This is a genomic window from Stenomitos rutilans, from assembly GCF_059505485.1.
The window spans coordinates 1-19,956 of the sequence record NZ_JCACKR010000106.1 but is presented as its reverse complement, the minus strand read 5'-3'; the positions used below and the strand labels follow the sequence as shown (position 1 = coordinate 19,956).

Annotated in this window: 13 protein-coding genes; 6 read left to right on the top strand and 7 right to left on the bottom strand. The window is 50.4% G+C overall.

What is annotated here, in order from left to right; translation table 11 throughout:
* The first annotated feature begins 272 nt into the window (after positions 1–272).
* Complete coding sequence (locus AC5JLP_RS21170) at positions 273–1,523, top strand: DUF3095 domain-containing protein (RefSeq protein WP_496069934.1); 1,251 nt, start codon at positions 273–275, stop codon at positions 1,521–1,523.
* Positions 1,524–1,667: 144 nt separating this feature from the next.
* Here the strand turns inward: AC5JLP_RS21170 and AC5JLP_RS21165 are convergent, their stop codons facing one another.
* Positions 1,668–2,885 (bottom strand): aminotransferase class V-fold PLP-dependent enzyme, encoded by a 1,218-nt coding sequence (locus tag AC5JLP_RS21165; RefSeq protein ID WP_496069933.1) that lies wholly within the window; start codon positions 2,883–2,885, stop codon positions 1,668–1,670.
* Positions 2,886–3,161: 276 nt separating this feature from the next.
* On the opposite strand from AC5JLP_RS21165, the gene AC5JLP_RS21160 reads away from it, so the two are divergent.
* Positions 3,162–4,625, top strand: coding sequence for a TM0106 family RecB-like putative nuclease (locus tag AC5JLP_RS21160; RefSeq protein WP_496069932.1), 1,464 nt, complete (start codon positions 3,162–3,164; stop codon positions 4,623–4,625).
* On the opposite strand, the gene AC5JLP_RS21155 is transcribed toward AC5JLP_RS21160, so the two are convergent.
* On the bottom strand, positions 4,607–5,788 hold the full coding sequence (locus AC5JLP_RS21155; protein WP_496069931.1) for a PP2C family protein-serine/threonine phosphatase: 1,182 nt from the start codon (positions 5,786–5,788) through the stop codon (positions 4,607–4,609). The two genes, AC5JLP_RS21160 and AC5JLP_RS21155, sit on opposite strands and share 19 nt — an antisense overlap.
* Positions 5,789–6,128: 340 nt before the next feature.
* Between AC5JLP_RS21155 and AC5JLP_RS21150 the strand changes: the two genes are divergently transcribed.
* Positions 6,129–6,584 carry an ATP-binding protein gene (locus AC5JLP_RS21150; RefSeq protein WP_496069930.1) on the top strand — a complete coding sequence of 152 codons (456 nt, stop codon included), beginning with the start codon at positions 6,129–6,131 and terminating at the stop codon, positions 6,582–6,584.
* A 62-nt stretch (positions 6,585–6,646) separates the two neighbouring features.
* Here AC5JLP_RS21150 and AC5JLP_RS21145 read toward each other — a convergent pair whose 3' ends face one another.
* The 5 genes from AC5JLP_RS21145 to AC5JLP_RS21125 form a co-directional block, all read right to left on the bottom strand.
* Complete coding sequence (locus AC5JLP_RS21145) at positions 6,647–11,110, bottom strand: PAS domain S-box protein (RefSeq protein ID WP_496069929.1); 4,464 nt, start codon at positions 11,108–11,110, stop codon at positions 6,647–6,649.
* A gap of 284 nt (positions 11,111–11,394) precedes the next feature.
* A complete protein-coding gene (locus AC5JLP_RS21140) occupies positions 11,395–11,550 on the bottom strand; it encodes a hypothetical protein (RefSeq protein ID WP_496069928.1) in 156 nt (51 codons plus the stop codon).
* Positions 11,551–11,568: 18 nt separating this feature from the next.
* Positions 11,569–12,516, bottom strand: coding sequence for a cation diffusion facilitator family transporter (locus AC5JLP_RS21135; protein WP_496069927.1), 948 nt, complete (start codon positions 12,514–12,516; stop codon positions 11,569–11,571).
* Between the two features lie 447 nt (positions 12,517–12,963).
* A complete protein-coding gene (locus tag AC5JLP_RS21130) occupies positions 12,964–14,847 on the bottom strand; it encodes an iron uptake porin (RefSeq protein ID WP_496069926.1) in 1,884 nt (627 codons plus the stop codon).
* 391 nt (positions 14,848–15,238) lie between these two features.
* Positions 15,239–16,942, bottom strand: coding sequence for a fibro-slime domain-containing protein (locus AC5JLP_RS21125; protein WP_496069925.1), 1,704 nt, complete (start codon positions 16,940–16,942; stop codon positions 15,239–15,241).
* 378 nt (positions 16,943–17,320) lie between these two features.
* On the opposite strand from AC5JLP_RS21125, the gene AC5JLP_RS21120 reads away from it, so the two are divergent.
* The 3 genes from AC5JLP_RS21120 to AC5JLP_RS21110 all read left to right on the top strand — a co-directional run bounded on the left by AC5JLP_RS21120 (position 17,321) and on the right by AC5JLP_RS21110 (position 19,873).
* Positions 17,321–18,103: a 16S rRNA (uracil(1498)-N(3))-methyltransferase gene (locus AC5JLP_RS21120; RefSeq protein ID WP_496069924.1), complete on the top strand. Its 783-nt coding sequence runs from the start codon at positions 17,321–17,323 to the stop codon at positions 18,101–18,103.
* A 122-nt stretch (positions 18,104–18,225) separates the two neighbouring features.
* Positions 18,226–19,326, top strand: coding sequence for a tetratricopeptide repeat protein (locus AC5JLP_RS21115; RefSeq protein ID WP_496069923.1), 1,101 nt, complete (start codon positions 18,226–18,228; stop codon positions 19,324–19,326).
* Positions 19,327–19,633: 307 nt separating this feature from the next.
* Entirely contained in the window at positions 19,634–19,873 is a 240-nt protein-coding gene (locus tag AC5JLP_RS21110) for a hypothetical protein (RefSeq protein WP_496069922.1), read from the top strand.
* Positions 19,874–19,956 lie beyond the last annotated feature (83 nt).

The window sequence follows — 19,956 nt, the reverse complement described above, 5'->3', positions numbered from 1 at the left end:
AGGCTGACCGCTGATGACTGGTTAGGTCCAACACAGTTTCCTTTTCACGAATGACTTATCAGCTTTCAGCTCTAAATTCTAGGCTGACGGCTGCTTGCGGCAATTCAGCGATTTCACTTGCCAATCCAGGTAGGAACGCGGTATCGATCCGTGCTTCTTCTAAGCCATAATCAGCCTATATTGTGTAAGAAAAAATACTGTCCACGAACGTAGGGTCTCTACACAGTGATAATCCGTTTCACGCTAAAGCTGCTAATGCGACAGAATGACGTATGTTCACGGAAGCTTTTTACTCAAATTTAGCGCCAATTAAACAGTTTTCTGACATCACCAACCCAGATAACTTCGTCCCCCTGCCAAACGATTGGTATCTCCTCATCACAGACATTGTTGAATCCACGAAAGCGATCGAGCAAGGTCGTTACAAAGATGTAAATTTGCTTGGTGCTTGCTCCATTATTGCCGTTTTAAATGTTGCGCAAAAGATCGATATTCCGTATGTTTTTGGAGGCGATGGAGCGTCGATCGCCATTCCGCCCATTCTTTATGTCAATGCCAAAAAAGTGTTGCTTGCCATTCAGCAACTTGCCTATTCGGAATTCGCTTTAGAATTACGAGTTGGTATTGTACCTGTATCGATTGTGACGGCTGCTGGTTATGCCACTAAAGCCACTAAGTTAAGAGTCTCAGAAAACTATTACCAAGCTTTTTTTACAGGTGGAGGTCTCACCTACGCCACCGAGCTAGTCAAAGCGCCAAATGCAGATAATCCCTATTGCTTACATCCGACAGAAGGCTTCTCAGGCGTTGATCTTTCTGGCCTGGAGTGTCGATGGCAAGATATTCCCAGTCAACACGAAGAAATTCTCAGTTTGATCATTTTGGAAACAGGGCACCATCTTCAGCGTGCGGGCACGACCTACAAAAATGTCATTGATCAGATCGAAACGATCTATGGTGATGATTTGAATTACCATCCAATTAATGATAAAAATATCAATCTTACGTTTAAAACGAAGCATCTTATTAAAGAAACAAAGCTACGTGCTAAGTCGCGCAAATGGCTCGATCAATGCTTGTATCTATGGAAGATAAAATTGGCAAATTTTTTAGGGCTAGTTTTTATGAAATTCAAGCTCAAAATTGGCACAATGGATTGGGGCATCTATAAAAAAATCCTGTCAGAAGCAACTGACTATCGAAAATTCGACGATATGTTACGCATGGTGATGTCTGGCTCTAAAGTGCAGCGAGAACAGCTTGTGAACTATTTGGAAGCGCAGTACAAAGCTGGTCATTTGGTGTATGGTACCCATGTCACCGATCGTGCTTTGATGACCTGCCTTGTCTTTGGAGAATACAACGGGCCACAGGTGCACTTTATCGATGGTGCCGATGGTGGCTACACGCTAGCCGCCAAAGCCATGAAAGCCAGAATGCGTCGCAAAGTGCTGAATTGGAGTACCTACGTCTCACTCAGCCGCCGCCAAAGCCAACGGCAGGTACCAACCGAGCCGAGTTGAGGGTATGGGGTGTGGGGTATGGGGTGCTGAGTGAGGAGTGTTGAATTATTTCTGACTCCTTCCTTCTGTCTCCTAACTGCTTCCCCCGCTTCCTCTGCTTCCCCCGCTTCCCCTACCCCCTCCGCCTTCTGCCCTCTGCCACCTCTACCCAAACTGCCGCATAGCTTCCACTAATTGATCAACCTCTGACTCTAACGTGAGGTAATGCAGACAAGCGCGAACGCAATCCGGGTCGAGGATGACGCGAATCATGAAGCCGTTTTCTTCCAAGTAATTCACCAGTGACCGATGAGACTTGCTCTGTAGCTGAAACGAGACTAGCCCTGTTTCTGGTGGGGACGATCGCAGACAGATCACCTCAGGTAACTCGGTTAACTGTTGCCAAAGTCGCTGGCTGAGGGCTTGGAGCCGTTGATAGCGCTCTTGTGCGGTGCCCCATTGCTGTTGTACCGCGATCGCAGTTCTCAATCCAGCATAAAGCGGGTAGGCGGAGGTTGCCATCTCATAGCGCTGCCCGTCTGCTTTCCATCCTGTAGGATGACCGCTGCGATCGGTGGTGATGCTCCGCCAACCTGCAAAGGTTGGGTGCAACTCGTCTAGTGCTTCTGGGCGAACGTACAGCCCCCCCAATCCTTCGGGACCGCACCACCACTTATGCCCTGTAAAGGCGTAGAAATCTGCCTGTAGCTCATCCAGGTTAAGAGGGAGCATGCCGACTGACTGAGCCGCATCCACTAAGACCCGAATCGGCTGCTGGCTGGGGTAGCTATGGCAAGCAGTCACCATATCCTTTAAGGGCAACAATTGGCCTGTGTTCCAGAGAATGTGGCTAAGGACAACCAGACGGGTCTTTGGTTGTAAGCATTGAGTTAACGCTGCCACCGGATCGCCTTCATTTAAGGTTGCTTGCAGTGGACAGGTTGAAACGTCAATCCCAAAACGTCGCTGTAACTCCTGCACTGAGGCAAGGACGCTGTGATGTTCGCAGTCAGACAGCAGCAGGTGATCACCCGATCGCCAGTCGATACCCCACAGGGCGATGTTGCAGCCTGCGGAAACGTTCTCAGTTAATGTAATGGTTGGGGCGGTGGTGCCAAGCTCAGTGGCGATCGTGGTTCTCGTTTGTGCGGCCTCTTCCACTACCCAGTCATAGCTTTGACCTGAGAAGGGGCCTAACTGCTGAATCTGGGCATAGGACTGTTGAATCGCATCTAGCGCGCTTTGTGGCATTGGCCCCTGTCCACCGTAGTTAAAGTACGCTTTGTTCGCCAAACCAGGAAACTGCGCGCGATAACTGACCAGAGAATCTTCAGTCAGAGAAGCTTGAGCCTGAAAAACGTGGGAAGCAGAAATGCCTGTCATGGTAACGTACTGGTAGAGACAAAGCGTTAGCATTCTAGCAGGTGTGTTTGGAGTCCATTGCGACACGCAAGGAGTAAGCGTGAAAGTTGTTAGTTGTTATTAATTAAACACAGACAGCGAGCCAGCCTTTAACATAGAGCGATCAAGGATGAGAGCGATCGATGCTGAAACCATTGCTTCTTTATTCCAGGTTGCCATTGTTCTGCGATCGCATGGCGCTTTTATGATTCATCGTTGGCCCCTACCATTTTGAGCAAACCCTGCTAGCTTGAAAGCATGTTACTGAATGCTGAACTGCTACTAAACTATCAGCGCTGTAGCCGACGGGCGTTCTTAGATCTACATGGCGATCTTAGCCAGCGAGATCCGCCCAGTGACTATTTGCTAAAGCTGATGCAAGATAGCCAGAGCAACCAGCGATCGCTCTTAGCAGAGCAAGCCATTCACCAACCTCGTTACGCTTCAAGAGATTGGGATGCTGGAGCACAAGCCACCTTAGGGTTAATGCGACAAGGCGTAGAACGCATTTATCAGGGTGTGCTGATGGCAGAAGGCCCTAATGGGGTCACGCTGGTCAGCAATCCGGATCTGCTGGTGAAGCGATCGGGCGAGTCTGTGTTTGGGGATTGGCTGTATGAGCCAACAGAAATCAAGCTAGGCAAGCGCCCTAAGTTGGAGTATCAAATTATCACAGCCTTCCACATGCTGGTGCTGGCAGAGGTACAGGGTGCCTGGTCAGAAACAGCGTGGTTGCTGCTGCGTGAACGCGGAGCCTATGCGGTTGATCTGTGGGAGATGCTACCTCGAATGCAGGCGATTTTGGATGAATGCATTCAGGTGCTATCTCAACCCGACTCGCCAGAAGTCTTTATCGCTCGCAATCGCTGTAGTTTGTGCCATTGGTTTGGGCATTGTTATGCGATCGCCAAAAGCGAGCAACACCTTTCACTCTTACCAGGTGTGACCCCCACTCGCTATCAGCAGCTACAGGCGCTTAACCTGACCACTGTAAAAGCTGTGGCCGAAACGAACGTCGCGCAACTAGCCCCTCTGCCAGGTTTTGGAGCCGAGACGGCCTATAAGCTAGTGCGTCAGGCGCGATCGACATTGCACAATCGAGCGCTCTTCATTGAGAGCCAGACGAACACAAGCCTGTTAGAAGAAGTGCCCACTGCGCCAGTAGAACTCTACTTCGACATTGAAGCCGAACCCGCGCTGAATCTGGTCTATCTACATGGCGTGCTGGTGGTCGATCGCTCCTCTCAAACCGAGACATTCTACCCACTGCTCGCCGAACGACCCGAAGATGAAGTCCTCGTCTGGCACCAATTTCTCGACCTGGTTTGGCAGTATCCTACCGCTCCCATCTTTCACTTCTGTCCCTTTGAAGTCCAAACGGTTGAGCGACTCGCCAAACTCTACAGCACACCAGCCCATCGCGTACAACCCCTTCTAACCCGCTTCGTCGATTTGCACGAGCGGGTTACGCGTATGGTGACACTGCCCGTCGAAAGCTATGCGCTCAAACCGATCGCTCGTTGGTTAGGCTTTGACTGGCGTGACCCCAGCGCTAACGGTGCCCAATCCATTTACTGGTATGCTCAATGGCTTTCAACGGGCGATCGCACCTACCTTGATGCCATCGTCACCTATAACGAAGATGACTGTCGCGCCACCTATCACGCGAAAGACTGGCTGGTTAATTTCCTCCAAGATGCGTATCAGGCAGAGTTGGCTTGAGCATGAACATCAGGGCAACCATCAGGATTGAAGCGAATACGCAGTAGAGATAAGTCATCATCCAGGGATGCTTTTGTGTTGAGCGTCTTGACGTGGTTTAAAATGTGGTCCAACCCAGCATCGGCAATAGCCTCCTGCTCATTCACTAATAGCGTGACAAAGGCATCAAACCCCCACAAATCATTTCCGTCTTGAAAGATTTCATAGATGCCATCGCTAAAAACATACAAGATGCTCGATGAATCAATGTCGCAGCGTTGATCGGTAAAGCGGGTATCCGGCAACATACCAATGGGCATGCCCGTTGTTTTTAATTGCGTCACTTGTATGCCTTGATGGCTGTGCTCATGCAGTAAGATCGCGGGTGGATGCCCTGCGCTTGAATAGACCAACTGCCGTTTTGCGCGATTATAAACGCCGTACCAGATCGTAAAATATTTATCGTTTTGGTTGTCCATTTGAAACGCTTCATTGAGCGCTGCTAAGACGTGGCTTGGCTGATAGAAATTGACGCCATACATGGATTGCGATCGCAACATATTCAAGATAGAAATTGACGGCAATGCGGCCCCTAAACCGTGCCCTGAAACATCTAATAAATAAATGACCAAATAGTCGGGATCAAGCCAGTAATAGTCAAAACAGTCACCGCCCAGATGTTGAGAGGGTATAAAGCGGGCATCGATCGTCACACTGCCGCTTAACGGTTTAGGCAAGAGCGATCGCACATACTCTGCCGCTTCGCTAAATTCTGACTCCAACAGGCGTTTCTGAGCGGTTAAATCCTGGCTAGCCTGATGGAGCCGTAACCCTGCCCGCACGCGTGCTTTCAATTCGTTCAGTTCAAAGGGCTTTGTGAGGAGATCATCAGCACCATTATCTAAGCCGTAGACCCGGTCTTCGATCGCGTCACGAGAGGTAAGCAAGATAAAGAAGGTAGTAGACAAATCGGGATCGGTTTTAAGGTTGCGGCACACAGTCAAGCCGTCCATTAGTGGCATTAGCCAATCACAAATAATGAGGGCGGGGCGAAGCGCTTGTGCCTGTTTAATGCCTTCTAAGCCATTGCTTGCCACACTTACGTCATAGCCCTGATCAGCCAATATTTTCTTTAAAATGAGCTGAATCGTTGGGTCATCATCAATAATTAAAACGTGCGGCATAGAGTTGAGACGTCATTGAAGCTTTAAGAGGATGTCTGAGAAGTGTCAGAGACGCTGCCTTCGCCCCCTCAATCCCCCAATTCTGGGGGACTTCCACCTCAGAACCCCTCAAATTTGGGGAGCAGGGGGGCGGTTCGGGTAGGCATTCATACCTTTTAAGACATCCTCTAAGGGAACCATTGATTAGGGCAGTTTGAGCCAGAATGCAGGCAGCAAAACCATTAAAATAGGGCTAGCAAAGCTGTGTTTTGCTGCAATGAAAACGACGCTAACCCATTCTTGGCGCTCGGTGACGTGTTTGCTAAAGCCCGACCTAAGCGCTATTGAGGATTCTTTACCCTTGCCAGCAGTTCAAAGAGCTTTTCTACAAGTCAAAACAGACCTGAACGCACTCGCTGACGTTCTCTTATGGTTTGACCAGTTTAATGGACCACCCCTTCCCGATCGCGACTGGCAGCAGTGTCAGCTTGTGTTAGCAGAGGGGTTTACCAATGCAGTCCGCCATGCCCACAATGGTCTTCCGGTTGAGCTTTTAATTGATATCGAAGTCATGATCTTTGCGGGACGAATCGAAATTCGGCTTTGGGATTGCGGAGCTCCGTTTAATTTGGCCCATCAGCTTGAGCAGTTATCATCCTCGTTTGATTGTGATGCTGAAGGGGGGCGTGGGCTTCAGTTAATGCAAAAGCTAACTGATGGCTTGACTTATACACGAACAGGGAATCGAAATTGTTTGTTGATTGTCAAGCACTACAGCACTGGTGATGAGCTACCTGCATGGAAGCGCAAACGGTAGCGGATCAATGCCTCTTTCATAGCCTTTTTGCACCTGGTGAAGTTACCTGTCGTCGCTCAAACCTACCTTTTTGTCGCTAAAAAGAGCCGGACGTCATTCAGGACTTGCTGTAATTGAGCTAACTGTGCCTCTGCGTTATGAAGCTGCTGCTGACGTGCTTGCTGTTCAAGATGTCCGGCGGTTGTAGCCATTGCAGTCAAGCCCACATTGGCACTAGCTCCTTTTACATGATGGGCTGCTTGCTCAAGGTTATAGAAATGGCGTTGAGCGATCGCTGTTTCAAGCGTGCCCAAATGAGTTCCAGTATCTTCCACAAACACCTGTAATAATTCCAGCTCAAACTCTTCACTGCCATCTGACAGTTGATGCAGATGCTCCCAATCGATCAATTCATTAAACCGACTAGTGCAGGAGTCGATGTTGGTGTTTGGCGATTCAACCATTGTGGGGAAAATGTCTCCGGTCTGCTGGCTATTTGGGCTGGGGCACATCTCAGTCGTCAAGGTAGAATGCTCTGAGGCGATCGTGGCTGAGGTAGAGAATTTCTCTGTGGTAAGCGAGTGGGGTATGTGGTTGTTCATGGTCAATGGATTGCTCCTTTGCTCAAGTAGTACCCGGCTCCATTGGGACAATTTGGCTGCTAGCACATCTTTACGCAACGGCTTGCTGAGATAGTCATTCATGCCAGTTGCAAGACAGTTTTCACGGTCTTCTTTCATCGCGTTAGCGGTCAGCGCAATAATCACAGGCTGCGGTTGGGGATGCGATCGTCGTACTTCGCGGGTTGTGGTGTAGCCATCAAGACCAGGCATCTGGCAATCCATTAAAACCAGGTCATAGGGGGTCTGGCGCATCATTTGTAAGGCGGCTTCACCATTAGAGGCTACATCAGCGGTATAGCCCAAAACTTTGAGTTGGCTCAACGTCACACGTTGATTCACGATATTATCTTCCACTAGTAGAAGTTTTAAAGGCGGTGACAGTGATAAAGGTGCGATCGTGGTCGGTGCCCCTGCGGTATGTCCCGCGCTTGATTTCAGAGAGGGTGCTTCGATCGCCAGAGGCGATGGTGTGCCTTCAGACAATCCCTGAGTAAAGGAGCGGAAGCGTGGATCGTCCATCAGAGTATCCATGATGCAATCCATTAAGCGCGACTGCTTGACTGGTTTCACCAGGTAGGCCGCAAAGCCCAAGGCTACTGCCTGCTTACTGCTGCCCCGATAGTTGAGAGAGGTCATCATGATTAGTTTGGTGTTTGCCAACAGCGGATCTGCTTTAATCTGACCACCCAACATCTCGCCGTCTATCTCCGGCATCTGCATATCTAAGATGGCTAAATCGTAGGGAACGCCTGCTTGAGCGCGATGCCGCAAAGCCTGAAGTGCCACTCTGCCATTTTCAGCTTCATCAATCTGCATCCCCCAGGAGGATACTTGATAACGTACAATTTTGCGATTGGTGGCGTTGTCGTCTACCACGAGCAGCCTGAGTTGATTGGGCAGCGGCGTCGCGGGCTGATTAGGTGTTGCAGGCAAATTGGAAGCACGATCGAAGATTAACGTGGCCCAAAATCGCGAACCTTGCCCAACGGTGCTTTCGGCACCAATCTCACCCCCCATCAGCTCAACTAATTGCCGTGAAATGGCTAGCCCTAAGCCTGTGCCACCATACCGCCGGGTTGTAGACGCATCGACTTGGGAAAACGGCTTAAACAGACGGTCTAGCCCAGCAGCAGGAATGCCAATGCCGGTATCCGTGACCGAAAACATAATGGTGGCAGTGGTGGCTGTTTCTGCAAGCAGCGCTGCTTGTACCACAACTTCGCCACGGCTGGTAAACTTGATCGCATTGCCTACCAAATTGGTCAAAATTTGGCGTAGTCGATGGACATCTCCGCGCAGATGGGTCGGCAGGTTACGGTAGACGAGGGTAGCCAGTTCGATCTTTTTGGCATGGGCGGCAGGTGCCAGAAGGTCTGCCACTTCTTCAATGCAAAGATTGAGATCAAAATCGAGCACTTCTAGCTCGACTTCACCCGCTTCTAGCTTGGAGAAATCTAGAATTTGATTAATCAAATTCAGCAAGGTTTCGCCGCTGGTCTGAATGGTTTCGACAAAATCCCGCTGTTCCAAATCCAGATTCGTGTCTTTCAACAGTTCAGTCATGCCAAGCACGCCATTCATCGGTGTGCGAATTTCGTGACTGACGGTTGCCAAAAAGATACTCTTCATCTGAGACGCTTGTTCGGCTTCTCGACGGGCTTGCTCTAGCGCCAGGTTGCGTTCTGCTAGTTGCTCTCGCTGTTGCGTTGCGCGCACTAGTAGATGTGCTTGTGCTAGGGCAATGCTGACTTGATCGGCCAGTTGAGTCAGAAAATCGATTTCAAAGGAACGCCACTGTCTCGGTGCCGTACATTGATGAGCAATAAGCAAGCCCCAAAGCTGTGCTTTTTCGGCGACACCCCTCCCTTGAATGATCGGGACGACCAGGTTTGCTCTCACTTGAAATTGAGCCAATAGAGCACGGTGGCAGTCCGTGAGATTGGCCTGTTCGATGTCGTCGATCGCCTGCGTTCTGCCCCGATAGTATTTTTGCCAGCCGCCCTCCATCAGGCAAGAATCCTGAATGGCGGTTCCCAGGGCAGGCGTCCATTGTCCATCGACAGACTCTACTACAATGGTGCCTGACCAATCGGGTTCAAAGCGGTAGATGAGGACGCGATCGGCGTGCAGAAACTGGCGCACTTCAGCTACCGTTGTGCTGACAATATCATCCAGATTAAGCGATTGACGAATGCGTAGGGTAATCGCAGTTAGCAGGTAGGCCCGGTGATTCTGGCTTTCTAGCTCTTGCTCGACTAATTTGCGCTGAGTTACATCCCGCACGATAATCACAGCTTCATCTTCGCCGCTTACCGCAACGCGGGCCTCTTCGTAGTGGATACCATCATTGAGCGCAAGCTGATACTCACAGAATTGCAGTTCGCCCGTGCGTAGGGCTTCAGCGAGACAATGCTGGCGTTTACAGGCAACGTCTGGTGGCAGTACGTCTGCTTCACGCTTGCCAATGATATCCGCAGGCGGTAAGAGAGTATCAAATTCTTTCGCAAATTTGACATCCAAATAAGCACCTTCGCGATCAACCCGCAGCATTAAATCAGGGATTGCGTTTAACAGTGCTTGATTGCGGGCCTCAGTCTTACGTAGGGTTTCTTCGATGTGTTTGCGATCGCTAATGTCGCTAAAGGTGCAAAGGATGTGCTGAATGCTGCCGTCGGGGTTAAAGTGCGGATCGGCGTTGACCAGTAGCCAGATCCAGTTTTCATACTTTGGGCGGTAAACGCCCATGACAACGTTATGCACCAGTTGGCGAGTAGCGATCGCCTGCGACACGGGATGCTGCTCACCTGGAAAGGGTGACCCATCTTCATGGATGACCCGCCAGTGAGGGTCATAGGATGTCATGCCCAATAGCTGGGCTTCGTCCAGGCCCAGCATAGACAGAGCGGCAGGGTTGACCATCAAGATTTCGGCCTGTGGCCCTTGCAGCACAACGCCTGCCTGAAGATGCTGCACCAGATCACGAAAATGCCCTTCGCTTTGCCGCAACGCCCGTTCGGTGAGCTTGCGCTGCGTAATGTCTTGAAGCTGTGAGACGAAATACAGCGGTTCGCCCTCCGCGTCTCGTAATAACGAAACGGTCAGCAACACCCAGACGACGTGTCCTAATTGATGGATATAGCGTTTCTCTAACTGGTAGGAGCCGATCGTACCGACTCGTGCCTGCTGATAAAACTGCAAGTTCGCCGCCAGATCATCGGGATGGGTCAACTCTTGAAAGGTTTTCGTCAGCATTTCTGCCTCGTCATAGCCAAAAATGCCACACACAGCTTGATTGATTTGAAGAAAACGCCCATCCAGCGCAACGATCGTCATCCCGATCGCGGTGCAGTGAAACGCGCTCCGAAAGCGTTCTTCGCTATACTGCAAGGCAATTTCTACCCGCTGCCGTTCAGCCATTGCAATGGTCAGCACACCGAGATTGAGCCGCAGCTCTAGCTGGCTTACCACCTGGCGACTCAGCCGCCGCAGGGCTTCAATTTGCTGTGGCTGTGGCTCACGCGGCACCTGATCCATCACGCAGATGGTGCCGATCACATAGCCAGCGGGTGTAATCAAAGGAGCCGCAACGTAGAAGCGCACGTAGGGGGCATCGGTAACGACCACATTGGCTGCAAATTGGTCATCGGCGGTTGTATCGGCAATGACCAGAACATCCTGCCGATCGACGCAAAGTGGGCAGAAGCCGACGTGCAGACCCGCTTCCTCAATGACCAGCCCGACGCTTGACTTAAACCATTGGTGATCACCTGCAACTAATGTCATTAAGGCCATTGGCGTGCCGCAAATCTGAGCAGCCAACTGGGTCAAATCGTCGAATGCTTCCTCAGGTGCCGTACCCAGCACTTGATACTGGTACAAAGCCTCTAACCTTTTTGCGTCCTTATCCGATTGCGCTGGCTTCATGGTTTAACCCTTGGTCGGCTGGAATGCTCATTTCTGACCCATCTATGCACAAAGCGTCAAAGCGAATAAACGATTCTGAAACCATAGACTCGCCTATCTGGTCGTTAGGAGCAAAGTGCTGCTGCTTAAGCAGCAGGGGATGATCGTCAACCTGCACATTGTATGAGTTTGCCCTGATCTATTCTTACATTCACTGCTGACTCAAACGAATTGCCTGACGATCGCACTTTTGCCGACCGTCAATTTTAAGCGGTGCTTCTACCTAGCGTCATCAAGCAAGGACGTTAATCATCCAGGCACCACGACAAAAGTGCGATCGCTCCCAGCAGCGGTAACCAGCCCGGCACACTAATAGTATGGAGTATGGAGAATGGTAGCTCTAACAACCCGATTAACGCTAGGCTGAGAAGCATAACCAACGTCAGGACAAGCCACGTCATAGGCACCGACTCTTCTTGCTAAGGATGGGCTGTGGTTGGCGTTAGAGTGCAGGTACAGTTTGCGCTGCCCAGCTCGATTTGAATCGTGGCATGGGCAATGCCAAATTGGGCTTGCAACGATTCGCACAGGTGAACGAGGAAAGCATCGCCAGGATGCCCCTCTGGGATGACGAGATGTGCCGTAAGTGCAGTTTCTGTCGTGCTCATGCCCCAGATATGCAAATCGTGCACCTGCTCAACACCAGGACGCTCTGCCAGGTAAGCTTTCACAGCACGTTCGTCGATCGCATCTGGCACAGCATCGATCGCCAGATTAAAGGAATCTTTCAGCAACTGCCAGGTGCCGCCGATAATCAACGCGCTGATGACCAAACTAAAGGCTGGATCAAGCCAGACCCAACGCGTGGTCAAAATGCCAATACCTGCAAGCACAACGCCTGCCGATACCAGAGCATCTGCCGCCATGTGCGAAAACGCGGCTCGGATGTTTAAATCCTGTTTGCGCCCAGACACAAACATCAACGCCGTCGCTGTATTGATGGCAATGCCGATCGCCGCCACAACGATAATCAGGCCGCCCTGCACCTCGTCGGGTCTGCTAAAGCGTTGAATCGATTCCCAGGCTAGCCCTCCGGTAACCACCAGGAGAAAAACAGCGTTTAAGAATGCCGCCAAAATAGACGATCGTCGCCAACCATAGGTGTAACGGCTAGAGGGTTGCCGCTGCGCCAGCACACTCGCCCCCCACGCCAATACCAACCCTAAGACATCACTTAAGTTGTGCCCTGCATCCGCCAGGAGTGCAACCGAATTTGCCAAATAGCCAAAAACCACTTCAACACCGACAAAGCCCACGTTTAACGCCAGCCCGATCGCAAACGCTCGACTATAGTTTGCTGGAGTGTGGTGATGTCCAGCATGACTGTGCCCGTGGTCGTGGTCATGGTGGGCGTGATGGTGTGTCATAGTGGCGAAGGGTGGGCGTGCTGATGGTGAGGGTAGGTCGATCGCGCCGGGGTACCACTGCCAGAGAGCAAGAGCCAGAAAGCAAGAGCCAGAAAGCAGGCACTAAAGAACGGCGCTGTTACTGCTCGTATTTTAATTCACAATGCTGAAGGATTTAACAAGCCGTAAGCCACTAACACAATCACGGTGTTATACCGATTTAACCAACGATCGCTACAGATGATCGTTGGTTAGGGGCAAGGTATTGTCTTGCCCCTACGGAAGTATGTCCACCTCTTCGATCGATGTCACAAAGGGGCAGACGCTAGTGAATTCACACGACAGCACAGGTCATCAAGTAAAAAGCCTCCCACCATGAAGAGGAAGGAGGCTTATGTATGCTGTTTAAGCGTGCCGTTGCATTACCGCCGCGTAAGCTTCAGAGTGCGAGTGACTAGCGCAGCTTGGCTAGAACGAGAACGTAGTACGCAAGGTCAGAAGCACATAATCGTCGTTGCTATTGTTCTGATCGGGTGCCGTAATCCAAACTACGCCTGGGGTGATTGAGATATTGTCTGTAAGCTGGTATCTGTAAAACCCTTCGACGTGAAGGGATGTTGCATTTTGCAGACCCAACCCTCTCAGATTCAAGCCCGCAATATTAGCACCACCCAGATACGGCTCCACACCCACAAAAATACCGCCGAGATTTCCCTTCTTGAACAGATCAGGGAAGGCTAACCCCAACCCGTAATACCAGATCTGACCGTTTCCGCCACCCACAAGCTGTAAGTCGGTATAACCACCAAAGCCGTTGATGACTACTTTGGGGCTGAGCTTAAACGATGCTTGTGCTCCGTAGGAGTTTGTGGTCGCGGCTTGCCCAAAGGCCGTGTGAATGGCATTTGCTGGCAACGTACCTGTGAAGAAGCTGTTGTTGCCCAACCCTAACCCAAAAATGGAGTTACCGCTGGTGTGATAACCGCGAACATAGGTTAGGCCAACCTGAAAGCGATCGCCCGGCGAAATGGTGATTTGACCAAGTGCCGCAAAATCTCCATTAAAGAGTCCGTTGCTACCGCCAGGAATATTGGCATTGTTAGCTAAATAGCCAGCCGACAGCGTGAAGACCCGTTTTGTATCCAGCGCTAGATTAAAGCCAGCACCCGCACCACCTCCAATGCGATAGATGGGGCTTTCTTGACTAAAGGCTGAGATAGACCCGTTGCCACCGTCAAAGTTCTCAAAAAACGGATTGACAGTACTGGCAACGTAGTATTGGCTCTTACCCCCCGCAGCGGCGATGTAGACCTTCAACCGATCACTGACAGGAAAAGTGTAATCCAGGCGATCGAGGACAATGCTGTTACCCGTTTGCCCATTGATGCGATAAGCGGGTGTGCCTTCAGCCGAACCCAATGGCTGACCGCTGCTGTTTAAGACAAACGGTGAATAGGGATTAGCAATCACAAAGAACTGATTGACGTTGCCAGCCGCCAGCCGCGTATTTAAGACATCTTTGCCTGTGAAGCTAGTTTGTAGCCCAAGGCGCACCCGATCCTGAAAAACCGTGTTGTTTAAGCGATCGACCTGGCTACCGAACAAGTCGCTGATGGCAAAGATGGCTTCGCCAACCAGCTTGGTAGTGGTCGAAAACTGCTGCTTTTCAAGCGTGGCGGTGCGTGCCTCTAGCGCATCAACGCGACCACGTAATGTCGCCAGTTCAGCCGCAAACTCTTCTTGCAACTTCTGTACGACGAGCAAATCTTCTTTCTTCACCAGATCAGCCGTGCCCGCTGTAATCAGTTCATCAATGCGATTCATGCAGGCATTGAGTCCGGCAGCAAACTCGTAGCGGGTGAGTGCCCGGTTACCTCGATACGTACGATCGGGGTAGCCTACAATGCAGCCATAGCGTTCAACCAACGATTGCAGTGCCTGGAAGGCCCAATCGGTCGGTCTGACATCCGAAAGTTGTGAAACCGAGGTGATCGGCCCCATTGGAGCCGTGTATTCAGGGCTGATTGGATCAGAGACTGGTTTAGCGGGTTGGGCGATCGGTTTGGCAGGTTTTTGCGATGGCTCAGATGGTTCTGTATAGCCATTCTGTTTATTTGCAATCAGCAGTTTGCCATTTAGTGGCCTGGATGCAACATTGATGTCAGGAATGATTGCGATCACGCTTTGGCTTGTAACACTCTGGCTTGTAGCACTCTGACCTGCAAGGCTCTGCACTGAAACGAGCGGTTGTTCAGCGATCGTGAGCTTGCTGTGTTGCGGGGCAGGTAGCTGCAAATCTTTAGCGCTGGGCTGCGAAACGGCGGCCCCTACCTGTGCGCTGGCTAAAAGCACGCCCAACAATCCCGATGTTGCGACCCATGAATGTCTCGAAGAATGTCTTAGAACAGTAAATGCCATCTCTTACACCTCACCTCGTTAAATTTGCATCCTATATTATTTCAGCGACATTAATTCAACAGCCCTGCCGGATAGCAGTAGACGTAATACCGCTTCCCTTTGATTGAGCGACAGATGCGGCACTCCAACCAGCGGTGCTAGGGGCTGTCACTCAAAACTCTCTAGCTTGTCGGTGCACAGCGCTATTCAAAACTCAAATCTGAGAATTGGTATAACGCCTTTTGCCCTAGTCAGGTTCGGTCACTCAAAACTCAAAACTTAAAACTCAGAACTGATACAACGCCTTTTAGCCCTGATATGCAGAGCTAAAAAGCGTTGTTCTGACTTAAGGGCCAACCGCAATGTCTACAGGCACGTTGATCACGACCGTATCGCTAATTTTGGCCCCTAGCTGGCAGCCAGTGCTCGGTTGCAGCGTTACGATGACATTGGTTACCCCTCTCACGCCTGCCCCAGCTCGCAGCGGTGAGTAAGTCATCGGCACAACCGGAAATCTTACTTGAGTCTGACCGGCTGCAATCGGGGCGCTACGAGGCATCGTTAGGCAATCTGAGCCTTCCAGCGCAGAACCACTCACGCTAAAGTTGATCACCATATTGGTAGGAGCCGCCTGGTTCAAGCTAATCAGGAACTCGCCTTTGTCAGAAACGGCTTCTGCGGGTTTAGGCTTTTTCGCCGCGTTATCAGTCGCCATAATCGTCACGATCGGAATAGCTGGAGGAATGGGAGGATTATCTTTGATCACCACAGTCGCCGTAATCGTCGGACTCAAGCGATAGCCGTTACCGGGCTGTAGAGTAGCGATCACAGTTTCATCGCTTTCCTGAATCTGATCCGCGATCGGCTTCACTGGAATCACCGCACTGACTTGCCCTTTTGGAATGGAGACACTGCGAGGGATCGGTTGATAATCGGCACCTTCCGTTGCGGTACCTGAAACGGTATAGCCAATGATCAGATCCACAAGCGCAGCTTTATCCAGCGTGATGGTAAATTGACCTGGATCAAGCCCTAGCTCATTGGCGTTGGGGTCAGTCGCGACGATCGAGGCAACCGGGGGTGGGTTATCCAAAATCGTGACCGTGGCACTGCTGGGTGCGCCAACCTGATAGCCATTGCCATTAGTGAGAGTTGCAATCACCGTTTCAGGCCCTTCGACCAGTTGATCAGCGATCGGCGTCACCGGGAGTTTGATGCTAGTCTGACCTTTGGGAAACAGCACACTGCGAGGGATCGGCTGATAATCGGCTCCTTCGGTTGCGGTGCCAGCCACGGTATAGTTCACAGTTACATCGGTGAGCGCCGCTTTATCTAGACTGATCGTAAATTTGCCAGTATCCGGGCCAAGCTCATTGACATTGGGGTCTAACGCGACGATCGTAGCAACGGGCTGGGTGAGCAGAATGGATGTATCAATGCGGAAATGAGACTCCGTGGTGTGGCGTTCTGCAAAGAACAAACGCAGGCTGTAGTTTTTACTAACCGTGAGGCCCAAGGTGTCTAACTTCACGGATGCTGACTGTTGAGTGTGAATGCCACCTAAATCAATCACCAGTTTGCCATCAATAAAAACCCACAAGTCGTCATCACCGATAAAGGTAAAGACTTCTCCACCCTGGTAAGTAAATTGAGTGCTCACTTCATAGGTGAAATGAAAGTTATGAGCGTTACCCTCGTTGCCTAACAGCTCATTGTCGATCGGGAAGAATGCCTGATTGTCGTAGCGAAAAACGTCGGGGTTTGAGCTAACTTTGCTCAGCGTGATTGAAAAAGGCTTTTGAGCGTTAGCGGGATGATTATTGGCATACCACTTGTCAAATGCAGCCTTACCATGAGTTGATTTGATTGCACCACTGCCGCCGACATAGACGGGTTTATTATCAGCACCAAGCAGTGGGCCAACGATGCCTTTCTCAACATTATGCTCGTCGAATGTATCGGTCTCAAAATCTGGATGACTTGCAGGCAAGTTGCTTTTTACAGACGAAAAATCTCGAATGATTCCAGTCAATGTAATCGTATCAGCCATGATTTAATGCCTCTGCGGGGGTTAGTGACATCAACAGCGCCACCGATCAGCATTCCAGAAAGAAAATTGGATAATCACCCATTCTCGGTATCGCTGCGTGTGGCTCAGAATGCACACAAACCCCTCGCTTTACGGCAAGAGAGGGTTTGTCGAGCATACGACCCCGGAATGAATTCATTTTTCTACCGTACAGAATTTTATTAATCTCTCCTGTTTTTGAGAAGACTGTGTCTCAGCACCTCGTGACATAGAGGCTGTTATTCTAAAGCTACGGATTCTGACCCGTTGTTACTCTGAGCGTCTCCATTGCTCTTTGCCTAGGAACGATAGATCGCGGAGAATCATAGACCTCATCGCTCGTTAGTCTGGGAAATACTTGTGCCTTTACAGCGATTGGTTGTTAGCCCTGAACAAATGCAAAACGGGCATATTCGTCTAACCCCTCCACAACTGCACTATTTGCAACGAGTGCTGCGCTTGGGCACTGGCGATCGCTTTATCGCAATGGATGGAGATGGACACGCCTGGTTAGCGTCGCTGAGCGCGATCCATACACTAGAGCCACAGGCAGAGATTTTAGAGTCGATCGCTCACTCTACCGAACTGCCTATCCGTGTCACCCTGGTGGCGGCACTTCCAAAAGGGAATGGCTTTGATGAAGTCGTGCGTCAGGCAACCGAGTTAGGCGTTGAGCAAATCTTGCCTGTGTTGAGCGATCGCACGCTGCTGCATCCCAGTCCTCAAAAGTTAGAACGCTGGCAGCGCATCGCCAACGAAGCGGCCGAACAATCCGAACGCCTGTGCGTTCCGCGTATCGCCACGCCAGTTCCCTTTGTTGAACATCTTCAACCAGAACAACAGTCCGCAACACGGGTCAAAAAGTATCTTTGCGCTGCACGAGGAAAGGCTCCCCATTTATTAGAATGTCTTCAGTCTGACTGTCTTTCGTTAGCAGGTGCTACCCCATCCCTGACCTCAATTACTATTGCGATCGGCCCCGAAGGCGGTTGGACGGATGCTGAAGTTGAACAGGCGATTGCCGCAAGCTACCAACCCGTCTCTCTCGGCTCCCGTGTTCTCCGCGCTGTGACAGCTCCGTTAGTAGCTCTGTCACTCATTGCAGCGGTGTATGAGATGGGAGTGGGTATAGGTAAAAGGTAAAAGGCTAAAGAAGTTGTTGGTTGTTAGTTTTTAGAAGAAAGCTGATAGCTGACTGCTGATGGCTGATAACTGACAACTAGTGCAAAACTCATCACTCAAAACCTCTCATCTCTGCCCTCCCTATGCTGGACGAAATTACCGCTGCTTTTGACCGTCAAGACTACCGATCGGCTGCTCAACTAGTATCAGAATTTTTAGCACAGTCGCCGCAAAATCCCTGGGCACAGTTTTACGCCGGGCGTTTGCAGGAAGTTTCGGGCAAACTGGAGGCGGCGACAGACATCTATCGTCAACTGCTGCGCGATACGCCGAATCCAAAGCTGGTGACTCAGGTACGTCAGAGCATTCAGCGGGTTGAGGCAACGCAGCGAGAACTACGGCAGCGGGCGATCGCTCAGGCAAGCGCTGAACCAAACAATAATGCACCTGGTTTTTTGGCGTTGGAGGCCGTATCGGGAGACGATCGCGCGACCATCGTCCAAAATTTTGCGCGGGTGATGAAGTTGGACGCTTATACAACACGACTGCTTATTCCCAATCGAGGATGGCGGTTATATCGAGCGGGCTTGGCGGGTGAACTGCAAGTGTTGAGTCAGGAATTGCGGCAGGCTGGCGTGCCAAATGTCTGGGCATCGCAACCGGAAATCCAGGCCATTCAGCTTTTTCGCGTTAAATCGTTTCAGTCAGCCGCTCCAAAAGCAACCGTGGTTTGTCAGAATATGCATGACCAGACGGGCTTTCTCAGCTTTGATTGGTCAGAAATAGCGCAACGAGTGGAAGGCATGTTGCCTATTTTTGAGCGGGTATTAGATCTGGGCTACCGTAACCGCCTGGAACGCAAGGAAGAAACCCAGGACTACGCCCACTTTTGCGATCTACACCTGCCGGGACGACGCTGCATTCTCCGTTTGCATGACAGTAGCTACAACTTTAATCAAGGCGTTGCTGTTGCAAACCAAGCGTCGATCGACCCCCACGATCGCAACACCATTCGCACCAACTGGAATCAGTTAATGGCATTGCTCGATCGTCAAACGTCTCATGCTGAAACGTGGTCGCAGTTCACCCCCTTCGCCGAAACCGCCGCCGATTTTACCCTGCCCTTGCTCCGCCTCAAGTCTCACATTCACCTCTCACGCCAAACCGATAGCTATTGGGATTCCGCCTTCCATCTCTATAGCAGTCTCATCTTTTTAAGAGGCACGAAACAGTTAGCCGCATAGGTCTGTTAGCCGCATAGGTCTCAGTTTGTTGTTTTAAGAAGTTGAAGCAGTAGGCAATTTCCTGTCGCTTGAATTCTTTTAGAACAAGCTATAGGGGTGAATGCACTATTTGGAAAGTGTTTAATTTTTCGCCTCAACTCAACCTAAAAGAGGTTGACGATTAGGTTGAGCTCATACACTAGATATGATAGAAATCTTGCTAACCTGATACTTCAGATACTTTCAATTAAAATTGCTACATACTGATGTCTTAGGACAAATCCCCTCGCACATAAGATCTATTTTTAGAGTCTAGAGGCGTATTATCGTGTTTGATGAAGCCCTTAAGTTGACAGTCAAATTACTACAAGTACGAGATGAAATTGCTTCTGAATTCAGTTCCAATCAAACTTGTGGCCCAAAGGAGTTTGCTACAGCAATTCAAAAGGTGAATGCAATTTCACCTTTTTTAAGGCTTTCGGAAGAGGGGTTAAGAAATCTTGTTGATTTAGCTTTTAAGATTAGCTTAAAAAAAGAAGAGTCTAGATATCCACGTTTTCAAATATAGCGATCCTAAATGAGTTGTGAGAAACAAGCATAGGAAAAAAGCTTTGGAAAGTCAAAGGTTTGGCGGTGAGTCACAAACTCAAA